The organism is Butyrivibrio sp. AE3003 (genome assembly GCF_000686065.1).
In the GTDB taxonomy this organism is placed as follows: domain Bacteria; phylum Bacillota; class Clostridia; order Lachnospirales; family Lachnospiraceae; genus Butyrivibrio; species Butyrivibrio hungatei_A.
Window position 1 is genome coordinate 2,867,270 of sequence record NZ_JMLX01000001.1, and the last position, 15,747, is coordinate 2,883,016.

General features: G+C 44.1%; 12 protein-coding genes, 2 tRNA genes and 3 rRNA genes. 16 read left to right on the forward strand and 1 reads right to left on the reverse strand.

Annotated elements, in window-relative coordinates; genetic code table 11:
- The first annotated feature begins 94 nt into the window (after positions 1-94).
- The 5 genes from CD00_RS0113735 to CD00_RS0113755 all read left to right on the forward strand — a co-directional run bounded on the left by CD00_RS0113735 (position 95) and on the right by CD00_RS0113755 (position 3,585).
- Entirely contained in the window at positions 95-898 is an 804-nt protein-coding gene (locus CD00_RS0113735) for a YARHG domain-containing protein (RefSeq protein WP_026656484.1), read from the forward strand.
- 123 nt (positions 899-1,021) lie between these two features.
- Complete coding sequence (locus tag CD00_RS0113740; protein ID WP_026656485.1) at positions 1,022-1,354, forward strand: cupin domain-containing protein; 333 nt, start codon at positions 1,022-1,024, stop codon at positions 1,352-1,354.
- The gene (locus tag CD00_RS20245) at positions 1,351-1,521 is read left to right on the forward strand and encodes a DUF6472 family protein (protein ID WP_175531841.1); all 171 of its coding nucleotides are present in this window, start codon (positions 1,351-1,353) and stop codon (positions 1,519-1,521) included. Before CD00_RS0113740 ends, CD00_RS20245 begins: the two co-directional genes overlap by 4 nt.
- 8 nt (positions 1,522-1,529) lie before the next feature.
- The gene (locus CD00_RS0113750) at positions 1,530-2,195 is read left to right on the forward strand and encodes an NUDIX hydrolase (RefSeq protein ID WP_026656486.1); all 666 of its coding nucleotides are present in this window, start codon (positions 1,530-1,532) and stop codon (positions 2,193-2,195) included.
- 244 nt (positions 2,196-2,439) lie between these two features.
- Positions 2,440-3,585 carry a Yip1 family protein gene (locus tag CD00_RS0113755; RefSeq protein ID WP_026656487.1) on the forward strand — a complete coding sequence of 382 codons (1,146 nt, stop codon included), beginning with the start codon at positions 2,440-2,442 and terminating at the stop codon, positions 3,583-3,585.
- A gap of 188 nt (positions 3,586-3,773) precedes the next feature.
- On the opposite strand, the gene CD00_RS0113760 is transcribed toward CD00_RS0113755, so the two are convergent.
- Positions 3,774-3,860 (reverse strand) — tRNA-Ser (locus CD00_RS0113760).
- 124 nt (positions 3,861-3,984) lie between these two features.
- On the opposite strand from CD00_RS0113760, the gene CD00_RS0113765 reads away from it, so the two are divergent.
- The 11 genes from CD00_RS0113765 (at position 3,985) to CD00_RS0113815 (ending at position 15,729) form a co-directional block, all read left to right on the forward strand.
- Positions 3,985-5,058, forward strand: coding sequence for a 6-phosphofructokinase (locus CD00_RS0113765; protein WP_026656488.1), 1,074 nt, complete (start codon positions 3,985-3,987; stop codon positions 5,056-5,058).
- A 36-nt stretch (positions 5,059-5,094) separates the two neighbouring features.
- The gene (gene dnaX, locus CD00_RS0113770; protein ID WP_026656489.1) at positions 5,095-6,693 is read left to right on the forward strand and encodes a DNA polymerase III subunit gamma/tau; all 1,599 of its coding nucleotides are present in this window, start codon (positions 5,095-5,097) and stop codon (positions 6,691-6,693) included.
- Positions 6,694-6,695: 2 nt separating this feature from the next.
- A complete protein-coding gene (locus CD00_RS0113775) occupies positions 6,696-7,043 on the forward strand; it encodes a YbaB/EbfC family nucleoid-associated protein (RefSeq protein ID WP_026656491.1) in 348 nt (115 codons plus the stop codon).
- The gene (gene recR / locus CD00_RS0113780; RefSeq protein WP_026656492.1) at positions 7,043-7,642 is read left to right on the forward strand and encodes a recombination mediator RecR; all 600 of its coding nucleotides are present in this window, start codon (positions 7,043-7,045) and stop codon (positions 7,640-7,642) included. Before CD00_RS0113775 ends, recR begins: the two co-directional genes overlap by 1 nt.
- A gap of 30 nt (positions 7,643-7,672) precedes the next feature.
- Positions 7,673-8,710: an aldose epimerase family protein gene (locus tag CD00_RS0113785; protein ID WP_026656493.1), complete on the forward strand. Its 1,038-nt coding sequence runs from the start codon at positions 7,673-7,675 to the stop codon at positions 8,708-8,710.
- Positions 8,711-8,764: 54 nt separating this feature from the next.
- Positions 8,765-9,988, forward strand: coding sequence for a DUF5711 family protein (locus tag CD00_RS0113790; protein WP_026656494.1), 1,224 nt, complete (start codon positions 8,765-8,767; stop codon positions 9,986-9,988).
- 47 nt (positions 9,989-10,035) lie between these two features.
- Positions 10,036-10,500 (forward strand): CvpA family protein, encoded by a 465-nt coding sequence (locus CD00_RS0113795; protein WP_026656495.1) that lies wholly within the window; start codon positions 10,036-10,038, stop codon positions 10,498-10,500.
- 208 nt (positions 10,501-10,708) lie between these two features.
- Positions 10,709-12,253 (forward strand): 16S ribosomal RNA (locus CD00_RS0113800).
- Between the two features lie 192 nt (positions 12,254-12,445).
- A 5S ribosomal RNA gene (gene rrf, locus CD00_RS0113805) occupies positions 12,446-12,563 on the forward strand.
- 5 nt (positions 12,564-12,568) lie between these two features.
- Positions 12,569-12,641: transfer RNA gene (locus CD00_RS0113810), tRNA-Ala, on the forward strand.
- A gap of 222 nt (positions 12,642-12,863) precedes the next feature.
- A 23S ribosomal RNA gene (locus CD00_RS0113815) occupies positions 12,864-15,729 on the forward strand.
- Together the 16S, 23S and 5S rRNA genes with 1 tRNA gene alongside form the textbook arrangement of a ribosomal RNA operon.
- Positions 15,730-15,747 lie beyond the last annotated feature (18 nt).

The window sequence follows — 15,747 nt, forward strand, 5'->3', positions numbered from 1 at the left end:
GAATCACAAGAAAAAAGGCGTGGATGTTTGGATATGTGCTTTTGTTATTTTTGCTGGGCTGTTCAGAAAATGAATTATACAAGAGCAATGATATATGCAGGATGCTTATGCTATGTGTGAGGGTATTTGGAGCACAGATGGAAAAACTTATGATGAAATTGTTGCTAATGGCGGAATGATATTCACGATTGAAAAAAGTAGCAATGGAGAACTTAAAGGGAATGTTTTTTATCAACAAGCAGAGAGCCAGCGGGTGGCTACTATAGAAAATATAGTCGGAGTTATAGAGAATGGAAAAGTTATGCTTGATTATACAGATGATGGATGGGGAAATAATGGATCAATAGAAGTGCTTCTTTCACAAGAAGAAGTAATTGTGAAAATTGATAGAGATGATGAAGTTAGTAGTGAATATGCGTTAGATGGTACTTTTTCTTTAAAAAGAATGAACTCAGGTAATATGAATGCTGAAAAACAATGTGAGATTGATGAGGAAAGCGAAGAAAAATATCAATCTTATTGGTCTGCGGAGCAGATTATGGAGGAGAAGAAAAAGCGAGAGAATATAGTTAATGATAAGGAATATTATGAATTTGTAAATGGATATAAAGAAAGTCAGATGGTTACGGATGGTTCGTGGATTTTTGAACCATTACTTTCCACAGATAGTGTTGTGTATTCAAAGGAACAATTTGAAGAAATGCCTAAATTGATGATACATATTATAAAAAATGAAATATATGCCAGACATGGATATGTTTTTAATGATGATAAGTTGCAGAATTATTTTGAAATGCAATTATGGTATGTCCCTGACAAAGAAAAATCATTTGAACCTGATGTTTTAAATTTGTATGAGAAAGCAAATTTGGAAGTTTTGGCAGAATTGGACAGATAGTAGTATGCAATTTATATATGTTTATATTTTTATTGCGTAAGTAAAAAAGAATGGAATCATATCTCTATCTTTGTTATCTTGAGATAGAGGTTTGTTCTGTAAAATTATTTTGGAGGTATATTCATGTTAGATGATAGATGGGTTTTTTATGATGATGTTAAGCCTGAGGATCAGGGTAATGGCGTAGTGAGAAGGGTTCTTGCGTACAGCAAAGACCTGATGTGCGTTGAGAATACTTTTGAGGAAGGTGCTATAGGAGCCCTTCATCACCATCCGCATACGCAGATTACTTATGTTGTGAGCGGAAAGTTTGAATTTGAGATCGATGGTGTAAAAAAGGTGGTTAAAGCAGGGGATACAATGCTTAAGACAGACAGCGTCGAGCACGGATGCGTGTGTCTTGAGAAGGGTGTTCTTCTTGATATCTTTAATCCAATGAGAGAGGATTTTGTATGATCTGTGATACTTGTGCAAATTATGTCTATGACGAAGACTGGGAATGTTATACATGCATGGTCAATATGGACGAAGATGATTATTATAGGCTTATGTCCGGAAACAACAAGGATTGTCCGTATTATCAGGACAATGATGAATACAAAGTAGTAAGACATCAGATGTGAGGTGCGATATGGAAGGACCAAAGATTACAAAAGAAAAAGTTAAGCCCGTGTTCGATGAAAAGTTTATCAGGGTTTTTGATCTTCAGTACGATGAAGGAAGACATTATTTTAATGCGACAAGAAGGCCGCTTGATGAGCTTGCTTCTATTAAGAGTGATGAAGAGTTTAAGAAAATGGTTCCCGATGCCGTCAGCTGTGTAGTGGTTATTGAAGACGGCGATGAGCCGAAGCTTCTTCTTTCATATGAGTACAGATATCCTGTCGGAAGATTTTTGCTCGGAGTTCCTGCGGGACTTGTAGATCCCGAAGATAAGGACGGCGGTTCTCCGGTTATCACTACTGCAATCAGGGAAATCCACGAGGAGACGGGAATTGTTGTCGATGAATCAAGGGATGAAGTATATGTTATCAATCCGCTTTTGTTCAGCACTCCCGGAATGACGGATGAGAGCAATGCTCTTGTCGGAGTCGTTTTGAAGGGGCACGATCTGTCTGATCTTACGCAGTCGGGAGCTGAAGGGCAGGAGTGCTTTGACGGATTTGTTTTTGTTGATAAGGCTAAGGCAAAAGATCTTTTGAAAAAAGGAATGGATGACAGAGGACACTTCTATTCAGTATATACGTGGTCGGCACTGATGTATTTTGTAAGCGACATGTGGAAAGAACATAGATAACACTTTTTTAACAGAATAAAATTTTATTAAAATACCGATTATAAGCGAATTTGCTTGTGATCGGTATTATTTTTCGTAGATTATTACAAATACATATTGACGTAATGGTAACAAGAATGGTAACATAAGTATACTTGGAATGTTAATTTACAAGTAAAGTATAATTATCAATTTAGAAACAGGCTATCAGACACTTTATTCAAGGCATGCGATAGAGGGGGATGGATAGCAGGAGGTAATACAGATGGGTGTATGCGAATATTGTGGAAAAGAACTTGCGGACGGAGAACTTTGTACATGTGCGCAAGCGCAGAATAAACGTGAAGCCAATGACGAGATAAGAAAAGTTTTCGATATGATGGATAAAAGAGAATTCGGAGAGGAAGAGCGTAAGGCTAAGCCTAAGAGAAAATCCACACGTGCCAAGAAGAGCGAAACATTTGCCGAGGAGATGAAGACATTTGAGGAATCATCAGAGGAAAAACTTGAAGAGAAGGCTGTAAAAAAGACAAGAGCAAAGGCTAAAGCAGAGCCGAAGGCTGAGATGAAAGCTGAAACAACAGAAGAAGCTTCTGAAGTAAAAGAAGAGACTGCCGAAGCAAAAGCTGAAGAGACAGTAGAAACAAAGGCTGAAGGATTAGTTAATACCAAGCCGGTATTCAGTGTTGTTTCAAATGCGGAAGTTAAGGAAGAACCTGCCAAGAAGGAAGTAAAGAGTAAAAAGGAGCGTTCTGCAAAGAAGCCTGAGGTTGATTTTGTTGCGATCAAAGAGGATGCATCTGAAGCATTTGCAAGATTTGTTGACTTGTTCAGCAAGCCCGTTACCAACGGTGCAACTTTTGCCGCAGGAAAGAATTTTACTTCCGCGCTTATATTTATGGTTGCTCAGATTATATTCTCATCAATTTTTGTGGCTGTAGTTATTTGTAAGATAAACAATGAGATGCAGGAACAGGTATTTCCGTTCATGGATCTGTCAGGATATACATTTTCGGCAGGAGGATCTTTTATCCTTGCCATGTTGTTCTCTGCTTTGCTTGCGGTAGTATTTGCACTTCTTATGTTTGCCGCAGGAAGAGCTATGAATATCGATATCGAGTTTAAGGAAGCTGTTGCGATTGCGGGTATCAAGTCAGCATTTATGATTCCCTGCATAATACTTGCAATATTCTTTACAATGATAAAAGCAATGCTTGGAATCGGCATCTATCTTATCTTTGGAATAGTGGTGCTCTGTATGGTATTCGGTATTGTATTTGAGAAATATAAGAGAAACAAGAACGCTATGCTGTATCTATACTCTGCAGTAATATTGATGTTCCTGATAATTCTTTTTGTTATCTATTCAAACTCAGTTAAATTGTACATTCCCGATGCATTCCTTAAGTAGTCCGCATGAATGTATAGTGGGAAATGTGCTTTTGCCATTCAAAGGGGCTGTGAAATAATCAGTCCATGAAAAAAAGAGAAGTGATAGCTGGAAACAGCCAATTACTTCTCTTTTTTCATGGTAAAATATTACCATGATCAAACAAACCAATTCTTATTACTGATTAAAACAGCATTTTTACAATATAGCGGAGTCGGAGGGATTCGAACCCTCGTGCCCAAAAAGGACAAACGCATTTCGAGTGCGCCTCATTACGACCACTTTGATACGACTCCAGAACGTTTTACATTATACTTATTATACAGGCCTTCGTCAATCGGTATTAACTTGGCATTGGGAATATTATTTTGTATAATTAACGGTAGTATGCGATAAAAAATAGGAGGAGGCCTATTCATTATGATTAGAATCGGGATGTTGACCAGCGGTGGTGACTGTCAGGCTTTGAATGCTGCTATGAGAGGTGTTGTGAAATGCATCGCCAATAGCGGAGAAGAAGTTGAGTTCTACGGTTTTTTGAATGGCTACAAAGGGCTTATATACGGCGATTTTCGTATGCTTACTTCCAGGGATTTTTCGGGCATACTTACAAAAGGTGGCACAATACTCGGAAGTTCGAGAACACCTTTTAAGACGATCAAGGATCCGGATGAGAACGGACTTGATAAAGTTGAGGCAATGAAGCAGAACTATTACAAGTTAAAGCTGGATTGTCTCGTGATACTCGGAGGAAACGGTTCACAGAAGACTGCGAATCTTTTGAGCGAAGAAGGACTTAATATTGTTTCTCTTCCGAAGACTATCGACAACGATCTGTGGGGAACGGATATGACATTCGGCTTCCAGAGTGCGGTTGATATTGCGACGGGCGTAATTGATAACATCCATACTACGGCCGATTCGCACGGACGAGTATTTATCATTGAAGTAATGGGACATAAGGTAGGCTGGCTTACTCTTAACGCAGGAATTGCGGGCGGAGCGGATGTAGTCCTTATACCTGAGATTCCTTATGATATAGACAAGGTGTGCAATGCGATAAGAGCTCGTGATGAGCACGGCAGCAGATTTACCATTATCGCGGTTGCAGAGGGCGCGATTTCCAAGAAGGACGCCAAACTTTCCAAGAAAGAATATAAAGAGAAGGTAGCAAACCGCAAATATCCTTCTGTTTCATATGAGATTGCCGATGCGATCCAGAAAAAGACCGGACACGAAGTAAGAGTTACCGTTCCCGGCCACATGCAAAGAGGTGGAGCGCCTGATCCTTATGACAGAGTTTTTGCATCGAGACTCGGTGCGGAAGCCGGCTGGCTTGTGCTTAAAAAGCAGTACGGATATATGGTGGCTTACAAGAACAGAGAGATAGTTAAGGTTCCGCTTAAGGAAATTGCGGGCAAGCTTAAATCTGTGGCACCTGATGCCGGAATAATCAAAGAGGCCAAGGCTTTGGGAGTTTGCTTCGGAGATTAAGCAATAAAAAAGTTTTGTTTGGAGCAATTATTTTAGATGAGTTATGTTGCATTATACAGAAAATTCAGACCACCTGTTTTTGAAGATGTAAAAGGACAGGATCATATAGTAACCACGCTGAAAAATCAGATCAGATCTGACAGAGTCGGACACGCTTACCTGTTTTGCGGAACACGCGGAACAGGTAAGACTTCTGTTGCCAAGATTCTGGCAAAAGCCGTAAATTGTGAACATCCGATAGACGGAAGCCCCTGTGGTGAATGCGAGATGTGCAGGGAGATTGCCGCCGGAAACAGCATGAATGTGATAGAGATCGATGCTGCGTCGAACAACGGTGTTGATAATGTAAGAGAGATTATAGACGAAGTTTCTTATTCTCCGACAAAGGGAAAGCGCAAAGTGTACATCATAGACGAGGTTCACATGTTGTCTACGGGTGCTTTTAACGCGCTTTTGAAAACTCTGGAGGAACCTCCGTCATATGTAATGTTTATTCTGGCAACAACGGAAGTTCATAAGATTCCTATCACAATTCTTTCAAGATGTCAGAGATATGACTTCCATAGGATTACAGTGGACAGTATTGAGCAGCGCCTCAGAGAAGTTGTTGATTCGGAAGGAATCACGGTCGAGGAGAGGGCGCTCAGATATATTGCAAAGACTGCAGACGGATCTATGAGAGATTCTCTGAGTCTACTTGATCAGTGCGTTGCGTTTAATTATGGCGAAGAGCTTACCTACGATAAGGTGCTGAATGTGCTCGGAGCCGTTGACACTGAGGTGTTTAGCAAGCTCTTTTCCGCAATATATAGTCAGAACGCGGATGAAGCACTCAAGATATTGGCAGATGTAGTCGTTCAGGGACGAGAGCTTTCGCAGTTTGTAAATGATTTTGTCTGGTATCTGCGCAATCTTATGCTTATTCAGGCTTCGGATCAGATGGAAGATGTTGTTGATATTTCCACCGATAACCTGAAAGTGCTGAAGGAACAGGCAGAAGGCGTTGATGTAGACGTTCTTCTTAGATATATCAGAATTTTTTCCGAACTTTCTTCTCAGCTGCGCTTTGCTACGCAGAAGAGGGTACTTATAGAAATAACTCTTATCAAGATGTGTAAGCCGCAGATGGAGCCGGGTGAAGATTCGCTCGAGGACAGGCTTAGGATCCTGGAGAAGAATGCCGAAGAGAATTCGAAGCTGTTAAAGGGAATTCAGGGTGGACAGATCGCTGTTACAACGAGTGCTGCGGCCGCCTCCGGGAGTCCTGATATTGTAAGGGAAAAGAAGGTGCTGGACAGGGCTGTTCCCGATGATATAAAGCGAATTGTTTCGAATTGGCCGAGGGTTATCGCGGGAATGGAAAATCCCATGAAGACCTACCTGCAGAGAGCAAAGTTGAGTCTTGGAAACAACGATGCACTGCAGATTGTTTTTGACAACAAGCAACTCGCCGATAAATATTCTTCGGGACAGTCGGCTGAGGATCTTCAAAATGTTCTTGATAATTCTATCGGCAAGCATGTGGCATTTGAGACGCGCTATGTTGAGCCACAGCAGACTTTTGAAGAAAACTTCGTAAATTTGCAAGCTATAAATTTTGATATAGTTACAGAAGATGAAGAAAAGGAGAACTAGAAATGGCTAAAAGAGGCGGTTTCCCCGGAGGCGGAATGCCCGGAAACATGAACAATCTTATGAAACAGGCGCAGAGAATGCAGCGTCAGATGGAGGAGAGTCAGAAAGAACTTGAGACCAAAGAATTCACTGCCAAATCCGGCGGCGGTGCTGTAGAGGCGACTGTATATGGAAATAAGACTTTAAAGAGCGTTGTTATATCACCTGATGCGGTTGATCCCGATGATGTTGAGATGCTTCAGGATATGATAGTTGCCGCAGTTAACGAGGCTATGAAGCAGGCTGACGAAGCAAGCGGAGCCATGATCGGCAAGATGACAGGCGGATTAGGCGGAGGATTTCCTTTCTGATGGATCTTTACAGCGGACATATTAATCGGCTGATAGATGAACTTGCTTCCCTGCCGGGAATAGGTGGCAAATCGGCGCAGAGGCTTGCTTTTTATATAATCAATCTCCCTAAGGACAGGGTAAAAAAGCTTGCCGATTCAATAACAAGTGCGAGAGAAAATGTGCATTACTGCAAAGTGTGCTGTACTCTTACCGATGAAGACATCTGCCCTATATGCGGTAATCAGAACAGAAATCACAAGATTATTATGGTTGTGGAAAATGCCAGAGATCTGGCGGCATATGAGAAAACCGGGAAGTACGAAGGGGTGTATCATGTACTGCATGGTGCGATTTCCCCGATGTTGGGAATTGGTCCGGGGGATATAAGACTGGCTGAGCTTATGCAGAGGCTTCAGACAGAAGATGTTGAGGAAGTTATTGTAGCGACCAATTCAAGTCTTGAAGGTGAAACAACAGCAATGTATATAAGTAAGCTGATCAAACCCACAGGCATTAAAGTTACGAGAATAGCCAGTGGTGTTCCTGTAGGCGGAGACTTGGAATATATTGATGAAGTTACTTTGCTCAGGGCTTTGGAAGGTAGAACAGAACTGTAATGTTCACGAATTATGGAGGTAATGTAAAAAATGGCAGTAAAAAAAGTGTTATTTGGAGAAACACCAAATAAGGAGCAGGTGTTTGAGTACCATATCTCAAACAAGAACAATGTTGAGGTTGTTGTTATCAACTTCGGAGTTACTATCAAGAATATTTTTGTACCTGATAAGGATGGAAAGGTTGTTGACGTTGTTCTTGGATATGACGATCTTGCCGGATATCTTGAGAACTCATGCTTCCTCGGATCGACTGTAGGACCTACAGCTAACAGAATCTGCGAAGCTAAGTACAAGATTGACGGAAAAGAATTCTCTCTTCCTGTTAATGATGGACCCAATAACCTTCACACAGATATGAATAATGGATTCCATAAGAGAGTATGGGATGCCGTAGAAGGTGATGACAGCGTTAAATTCACTCTTAAATCAGAGGATGGCGACCTTGGATTTGCCGGAAACAGAGTATTTGAAGTTACATATTCTCTTTCAGACGACAATTCATTGTCTATCCATTACAATGCAACAAGTGATGCAAATACACTTATCAATATGACAAATCACGCATACTTTAACTTGAACGGTCAGGGATCGATCCTTGATCATACACTTAAGCTTAATGCGTCACACTATACACCTGTAATCGATTCTGCAGCTATTCCTACAGGCGAGATTGCAAGTGTTGTCGGAACACCTTTTGATTTCCTTGCAGAGAAGACTATCGGAAAAGATATCAATGCAGATAACGAGCAGCTTAAGGCTGTTGGCGGATACGATCACAACTATGTTGTTGATAATGCTGACGGTTCTATCAATGAGATCGCTGTTCTTTCATCAGCTCAGACAGGTATCACAATGAAGTGCTTCACCGATCTTCCGGGTGTTCAGCTCTATGCAGGGAACTTCCTTAGCGGAGAAAATTGCAAGGGTGGAGTAAGCTATAAGAGCAGAGAAGGAGTGTGCCTTGAGACACAGTTCTATCCCAACTCTATCAATCAGGAAGGTTTCCCTAAGCCTGTTTTTGGCCCTGATAAGGTTTATGATACAACAACAATCTATCAGTTCGTATAATTCTGATAAATTAGAAAAAAGCTTTTTGCGAAGCTGATATTATGGAGGTTTGTCTTGGCAGAAGTACGTGACTTTAGTACATATGCTGGTAAATTGAATAGCAGGAAAAAGAGCGGTGCATCTGACAGGCAGACCTCTTACAAAGAAAAAATCAGGAGCCACAAGCTTAAAGTTTTTATAAGAGCGGTGGTTCTTATCGTATTTTGTACGGTTATGATCTCGGTCATATACATAAGTTGGCGTGACAAGGTGTATTCTGAAGCGATTACGGTAAAAGGCGTGCCTATATCTATTGAAGACGATACTAAGATAGTAAGTCTCGGCGGACACATGGTGCGGTGCAGTAAGGACGGCGTGAGTTGCTATGATTCATCCGGAAAGGCACTTTGGACTCAGCCGTATCAGATGCAGAATCCAAAAGCAAGAACATGCGCCAATACCATAGCTATCGGAGATGATAACGGCCACGAGATCTATGTGGGCGATATCAACGGTCTGTTGGGAAAAGTGGATATAAACATGCCTATGAGAGATTTTTGCGTGTCATCGCAGGGTGTGGTTGCTGCGGTTCTTGACGGAGAAGACGTTGCCTGGATATATCTTTACAGCGCGCAAGGTGAAGAACTTGCCAGATTCAGAACAACAATGAAAGATTATGGATATCCGCAGAAGATCAGTATTTCTCCGAACGGTCAGCTTGTGTGCGTATCGTACCTCGGACCTGAAGATGGAAATATAATATCGAAAGTTGCTTTTTATAATTTTGGCGATGTTGGAAAAAATGTAGAAGATAATCTGGTCAGCTCTTACAATTATAATAATTCCGTTGCTCCTTTTGTTCAGTTTTTTGACTCTGATAAGTCATTTTCAGTTTCCAATGACAAGATCATGTTCTATTCAGGATCGCAGAAACCTGAGAAGCAGGCGGAGGAAACAATAGAGAACGATGAAATAAGATCTGTGCGTTACAGTGATTCTTATGTCGGACTTGTGTTTGCTGAAGGTTCCGATAAGGGAGCATACAGGCTTGAAGTGTATAACACGGCGGGAAATCACGTGTTGACCACATATTATGATATCGACGGCGCGGATATTATTTTTAGTAATAAGCAGATTGTTATCTATAATCAAAATGATTATCTGATAAAAGATATGAACGGAAGAGTCAAGTATCAGGGAACATTTGAAGAACCGGTAAGGACAATGATACCTACAGGTTCAAAGAGTAATTTCATTTTGGCAACAAGAGAAAGCATTGATACATTGGTACTTAAGTGAGTTTATATTGTTGTGCTTGTATTAAGAAGCACGGACAGAGGATTATTATGAGTATAGACATTTCACAGATTGTAATTACAGTTGCGGTAGTCTGTATTATTTTATGGAGAATATCATACGGATCAAATATTGGCCTGGTTGCGGAAGCGGCAGGCTTAATTGCTGTCTTGGCGACATTTGCATCGGTGTATTTTATTATGGGCATAATGGAAAATGTCCTGGATAAGAGCTTTGGAGGCATAATTCCAAAGATTGGATATCTGATTGTGGCGTTCGTTGTTTACAGAGTAATGACCGCGATCGGGGAAAACCTTCGGAAAATGAAGGAAATACCTGTGCTGGGAAGCTTTGACAGGATTCTTGGAGCGGTGCTTGGATTGATTGAAGCAATTGCGATTTTATACCTGATAGAATACATTACTGATATAAAACTCTTGACAACCCTCCAGGCCGCATGGGGAGAGGCTTTTGGGAGTTTTAAAGACCAATTTTTAAAAAGTTTTATAAAATAATCAAAAAATTTTAAAAAAGGTGTTGACACGGCCTATACCCTGTGATATTCTAAGTAAGCTGTCGCTGAGGACAGCGCAAACAAAGCACTTTGACAAATAAACAGTAATGCAACCCTGAAAGATTCCAAGAGAATAATTCAGAAAAAAAATGTAAATTAACGGACAGAACGAAAAGCCAAGCTTAAGTTCTTAGCCGGATTAAACTTTTAAACGTGAGAGTTCGATCCTGGCTCAGGATGAACGCTGGCGGCGTGCCTAACACATGCAAGTCGAACGGAGATTTAACGCTGATGAAGCTTCGGCAGATTCTTGTTAAATCTTAGTGGCGGACGGGTGAGTAACGCGTGGGCAACCTGCCTCATACTGGGGGATAACAGCTGGAAACGACTGTTAATACCGCATAAGCGCACGGTATCGCATGATACAGTGTGAAAAACTCCGGTGGTATGAGATGGGCCCGCGTCAGATTAGCCAGTTGGCAGGGTAACGGCCTACCAAAGCGACGATCTGTAGCCGGCCTGAGAGGGCGGACGGCCACATTGGGACTGAGACACGGCCCAAACTCCTACGGGAGGCAGCAGTGGGGGATATTGCACAATGGAGGAAACTCTGATGCAGCGACGCCGCGTGAGTGAAGAAGTATTTCGGTATGTAAAGCTCTATCAGCAGGGAAGAAAGACTCGTAAGAGAGATGACGGTACCTGACTAAGAAGCCCCGGCTAACTACGTGCCAGCAGCCGCGGTAATACGTAGGGGGCAAGCGTTATCCGGATTTACTGGGTGTAAAGGGAGCGCAGACGGCTTAGCAAGTCTGAAGTGAAACCCCACGGCTCAACCGTGGGCTTGCTTTGGAAACTGTTAGGCTAGAGTACTGGAGAGGTAAGCGGAATTCCTAGTGTAGCGGTGAAATGCGTAGATATTAGGAGGAACATCGGTGGCGAAGGCGGCTTACTGGACAGCAACTGACGTTGAGGCTCGAAGGCGTGGGGAGCAAACAGGATTAGATACCCTGGTAGTCCACGCGGTAAACGATGAATACTAGGTGTTGGGTGTCATAGACATTCAGTGCCGTCGCTAACGCAATAAGTATTCCACCTGGGGAGTACGTTCGCAAGAATGAAACTCAAAGGAATTGACGGGGACCCGCACAAGCGGTGGAGCATGTGGTTTAATTCGAAGCAACGCGAAGAACCTTACCAGATCTTGAGATCCGGATGAATACAGGGTAATGCCTGTAGCTCTTCGGAGCATCCGAGACAGGTGGTGCATGGTTGTCGTCAGCTCGTGTCGTGAGATGTTGGGTTAAGTCCCGCAACGAGCGCAACCCTTGTCCATAGTAGCCAGCAGTAAGATGGGAACTCTATGGAGACTGCCAGGGATAACCTGGAGGAAGGTGGGGATGACGTCAAATCATCATGCCCCTTATGATCTGGGCCACACACGTGCTACAATGTCGTAACAAAGGGACGCGACCCCGCGAGGGTGAGCAAATCTCAAAAATAACGACCCAGTTCGGACTGTAGGCTGCAACCCGCCTGCACGAAGCTGGAATCGCTAGTAATCGCAGATCAGCATGCTGCGGTGAATACGTTCCCGGGTCTTGTACACACCGCCCGTCACACCATGGGAGTCGGAAATGCCCGAAGCCGGTGACTTAACCGTAAGGAGAGAGCCGTCGAAGGCAGGTCTGATAACTGGGGTGAAGTCGTAACAAGGTAGCCGTAGGAGAACCTGCGGCTGGATCACCTCCTTTCTAAGGAAAAAAGCGGAATCGAAGTAAGGAGTTGTATTACTGTCTAGAGGTCAAGTAGTAAGTGACACCTCGGAACAAGGTTCCTCGGTCGCGGCAAGGCCGCTTATAATCTGCATGATTATGTCAGATTATCAAGCAAGCTTGAAACTGCCACAATCATACAGATTGCACTTACCAAAGCTTCACGAAATTTCCGGTGGTGATGCGCTATGGGGTAACACCCGTTCCCATCCCGAACACGACGGTTAAGACCATAGCGGCCGAAAGTACTATGTGGGCAACTGCATGGGAGGCTAGGTGGCTGCCGGATTAAATGGGGGTGTAGCTCAGTTGGGAGAGCACCTGCCTTGCAAGCAGGGGGTCAAGAGTTCGAATCTCTCCATCTCCATTAGTCAGCAAAAGCTGACGATTTGTACCTTGAAAACCGAATACTGAATGAAAGATTTTAATCAGAAACTACGATTAAAAGACATCGAAAAATCCAGAAACAATCAAGATTTTAGTAGATATAAAGTGATAACGCTATATCACTTATATCAGAGAATAGTTATCGAAAGATACGACTGATTCTATACAGCTAACCGCTTACCGGAGACGGTAAGTAAAAAATGGTTAAGCTATGTAGGGCGCAGGGCGGATGCCTTGGCACTAAGAGCCGATGAAAGACGTGATAAGCTGCGAAAAGCTGCGGTGAGATGCAAATAATCTATGACCCGCAGATATCTGAATGGGGCAACCCGGCAGAGAAGACCTCTGTCACTTTAAACTGAATCCATAGGTTTAAAGAGGGAACCCGGTGAACTGAAACATCTAAGTAGCCGGAGGAAGAGAAAACAAAAGTGATTCCGTAAGTAGCGGCGAGCGAACGCGGAAGAGCCCAAACCAGAGAGCTTGCTCCCTGGGGTTCGGACTGTATAATCGATGGAAGTTGCTAGTAGAAAGGGAATGGAAAGTCCCTGCCAGAGAGAGTGAAAGCCTCGTATACGAAAGCGACTGAAGCGAGACAGTATCCAGAGTAGGACGAGACACGTGAAACCTTGTCTGAACGTGCGGGGACCACCCCGTAAGGCTAAATACTCCTTAGTGACCGATAGCGAATAGTACCGTGAGGGAAAGGTGAAAAGGACCCCGGGAGGGGAGTGAAAGAGAACCTGAAACCCTGTGCCTGCAAGCTGCGAAAGCACTATCTAAATGAAGTGTGATCGCGTACTTTTTGTAGAACGGTCCGGCGAGTTATGTATGGAGGCGAGGTTAAGCACTTAAGGTGAATAGCCGAAGGGAGACCGAGTCTGAATAGGGCGACTAGTCTTTATACATAGACCCGAAACCGGGTGATCTATCCATGGACAGGATGAAGCGGCCGTAAAAGGCTGTGGAGGTCCGAACACACATCCGTTGAAAAGGGTGGTGATGAGCTGTGGATAGGGGAGAAATTCCAATCGAACTCGGAGATAGCTGGTTCTCCCCGAAATAGCTTTAGGGCTAGCCCTGTATCAAACCTTTTGGAGGTAGAGCACTGAATATCCGCGGGGGCTTCACCGCTTACCAAAGATTATCAAACTCCGAATGCCAATAAGGTGGTGAACAGGAGTCAGACTACACGAGATAAGTTGGGTAGTCAAAAGGGAAAGAGCCCAGATCTACGGCTAAGGTCCCAAAGTACGTGTTAAGTGGAAAAGGATGTGGGATTTCATAGACAGCTAGGATGTTGGCTCAGAAGCAGCCACACATTCAAAGAGTGCGTAATAGCTCACTAGCCGAGAGGTCCTGCGCCGAAAATTACCGGGGCTGAAACACGACACCGAAGCCTAGGGATGGTATGTATCTACGGGTACATATGATCGGTAGGGGAGCATTCACAGGGGCGTAGAAACTGTACCGAAAGGAGCAGCGGAGCGCTGTGAAGAGAGAATGCCGGAATGAGTAGCGAGATGAAGGTGAGAATCCTTCAGGCCGAATATCCAAGGATTCCAGGGTAAAGCTGATCTGCCCTGGGGAAGTCGGGACCTAAGCTGAGGCCGAAGAGGCGTAGGCGATGGACAGCAGGTTGATATTCCTGCACTTGTATATATCAGAACTGTGGGGACGCAGGCAAAAGGGATGAGCCGGGGAAGGAAGAACCGGTCCCGCAAGGGGGAACGAATTATAGTAGTGAAGCATCAGATATGACTGCCAAGAAAAGCCACTATAGCGTATATACAACCCGTACCGTAAACCGACACAGGTGGATGAGGAGAGAATCCTAAGGCCGACGGGAGAAGCATTGTTAAGGAACTCGGCAAAATGTCCCCGTAACTTCGGGATAAGGGGAGCCTGAGCAATCAGGCCGCAGAGAAGAGGCTCAAGCAACTGTTTAGCAAAAACACAGGTCTATGCGAAACCGAAAGGTGAGGTATATGGGCTGACGCCTGCCCGGTGCTGGAAGGTTAAGAGGAGAGGTTAGAGCAATCGAAGCTTTGAATTTAAGCCCCAGTAAACGGCGGCCGTAACTATAACGGTCCTAAGGTAGCGAAATTCCTTGTCGGGTAAGTTCCGACCCGCACGAAAGGCGTAATGATTTGAGCACTGTCTCGGCAATGCACCCGGTGAAATTGAAGTACCAGTGAAGATGCTGGTTACCCGCGCCAGGACGGAAAGACCCCATGGAGCTTTACTCCAGGTTGATACTGGGGTCCGGTATTATATGTACAGGATAGGTGGGAGACTTTGAGTATGTGGCGTCAGCTGCATATGAGTCGCTGTTGGGATACCACCCTTATGATGCTGGGCTTCTAACCAAGGACCATTACCTGGTCCGGGGACAATGTCTGCCGGGGAGTTTGACTGGGGCGGTCGCCTCCGAAAGAGTATCGGAGGCGCTCAAAGGTTCCTTCAGAATGGACGGAAACCATTCGTAGAGTGCAAAGGCAGAAGGGAGCCTGACTGTGACACCGACGGGTGGAACAGATACGAAAGTAGGACTTAGTGATCCGGTGGTATGAAAGTGGGATTGCCATCGCTCAACGGATAAAAGCTACCCTGGGGATAACAGGCTTATCACTCCCAAGAGTTCACATCGACGGAGTGGTTTGGCACCTCGATGTCGGCTCATCGCATCCTGGGGCTGTAGCAGGTCCCAAGGGTTGGGCTGTTCGCCCATTAAAGCGGTACGCGAGCTGGGTTCAGAACGTCGTGAGACAGTTCGGTCCCTATCCGGCGCGGGCGTAGGATATCTGAGAGGAGCTGTCCTTAGTACGAGAGGACCGGGATGGACGGACCGCTGGTGTATCAGCTGCATCGCCAGATGCATAAGGCTGGGTAGCCACGTCCGGACGGGATAAACGCTGAAGGCATCTAAGCGTGAAGCCCCCCTCAAGATGAGATATCCCTGCTTTAGCAGTAAGACCCCTTGTAGAGTACGAGGTTAGATAGGCACAAGGTGTAAGCATGGTAACATGTTCAGCTGATGTGTACTAATAGGTCGAGGGCTTATCCAAAAGATAGGTGTATAGATA

Bases quoted from the DNA above. Each gene is read 5' to 3' on its own strand.
- CD00_RS0113755 (WP_026656487.1), top strand. From the start codon at position 2,440: ATGGGTGTATGCGAATATTGTGGAAAAGAACTTGCGGACGGAGAACTT.
- CD00_RS0113785 (WP_026656493.1), top strand. From the start codon at position 7,673: ATGGCAGTAAAAAAAGTGTTATTTGGAGAAACACCAAATAAGGAGCAG.
- CD00_RS0113795 (WP_026656495.1), top strand. From the start codon at position 10,036: ATGAGTATAGACATTTCACAGATTGTAATTACAGTTGCGGTAGTCTGT.
- CD00_RS0113765 (WP_026656488.1), top strand. From the start codon at position 3,985: ATGATTAGAATCGGGATGTTGACCAGCGGTGGTGACTGTCAGGCTTTG.
- dnaX (WP_026656489.1), top strand. From the start codon at position 5,095: ATGAGTTATGTTGCATTATACAGAAAATTCAGACCACCTGTTTTTGAA.
- recR (WP_026656492.1), top strand. From the start codon at position 7,043: ATGGATCTTTACAGCGGACATATTAATCGGCTGATAGATGAACTTGCT.
- CD00_RS0113750 (WP_026656486.1), top strand. From the start codon at position 1,530: ATGGAAGGACCAAAGATTACAAAAGAAAAAGTTAAGCCCGTGTTCGAT.
- CD00_RS0113775 (WP_026656491.1), top strand. From the start codon at position 6,696: ATGGCTAAAAGAGGCGGTTTCCCCGGAGGCGGAATGCCCGGAAACATG.
- CD00_RS0113740 (WP_026656485.1), top strand. From the start codon at position 1,022: ATGTTAGATGATAGATGGGTTTTTTATGATGATGTTAAGCCTGAGGAT.
- CD00_RS0113735 (WP_026656484.1), top strand. From the start codon at position 95: ATGCAGGATGCTTATGCTATGTGTGAGGGTATTTGGAGCACAGATGGA.
- CD00_RS20245 (WP_175531841.1), top strand. From the start codon at position 1,351: ATGATCTGTGATACTTGTGCAAATTATGTCTATGACGAAGACTGGGAA.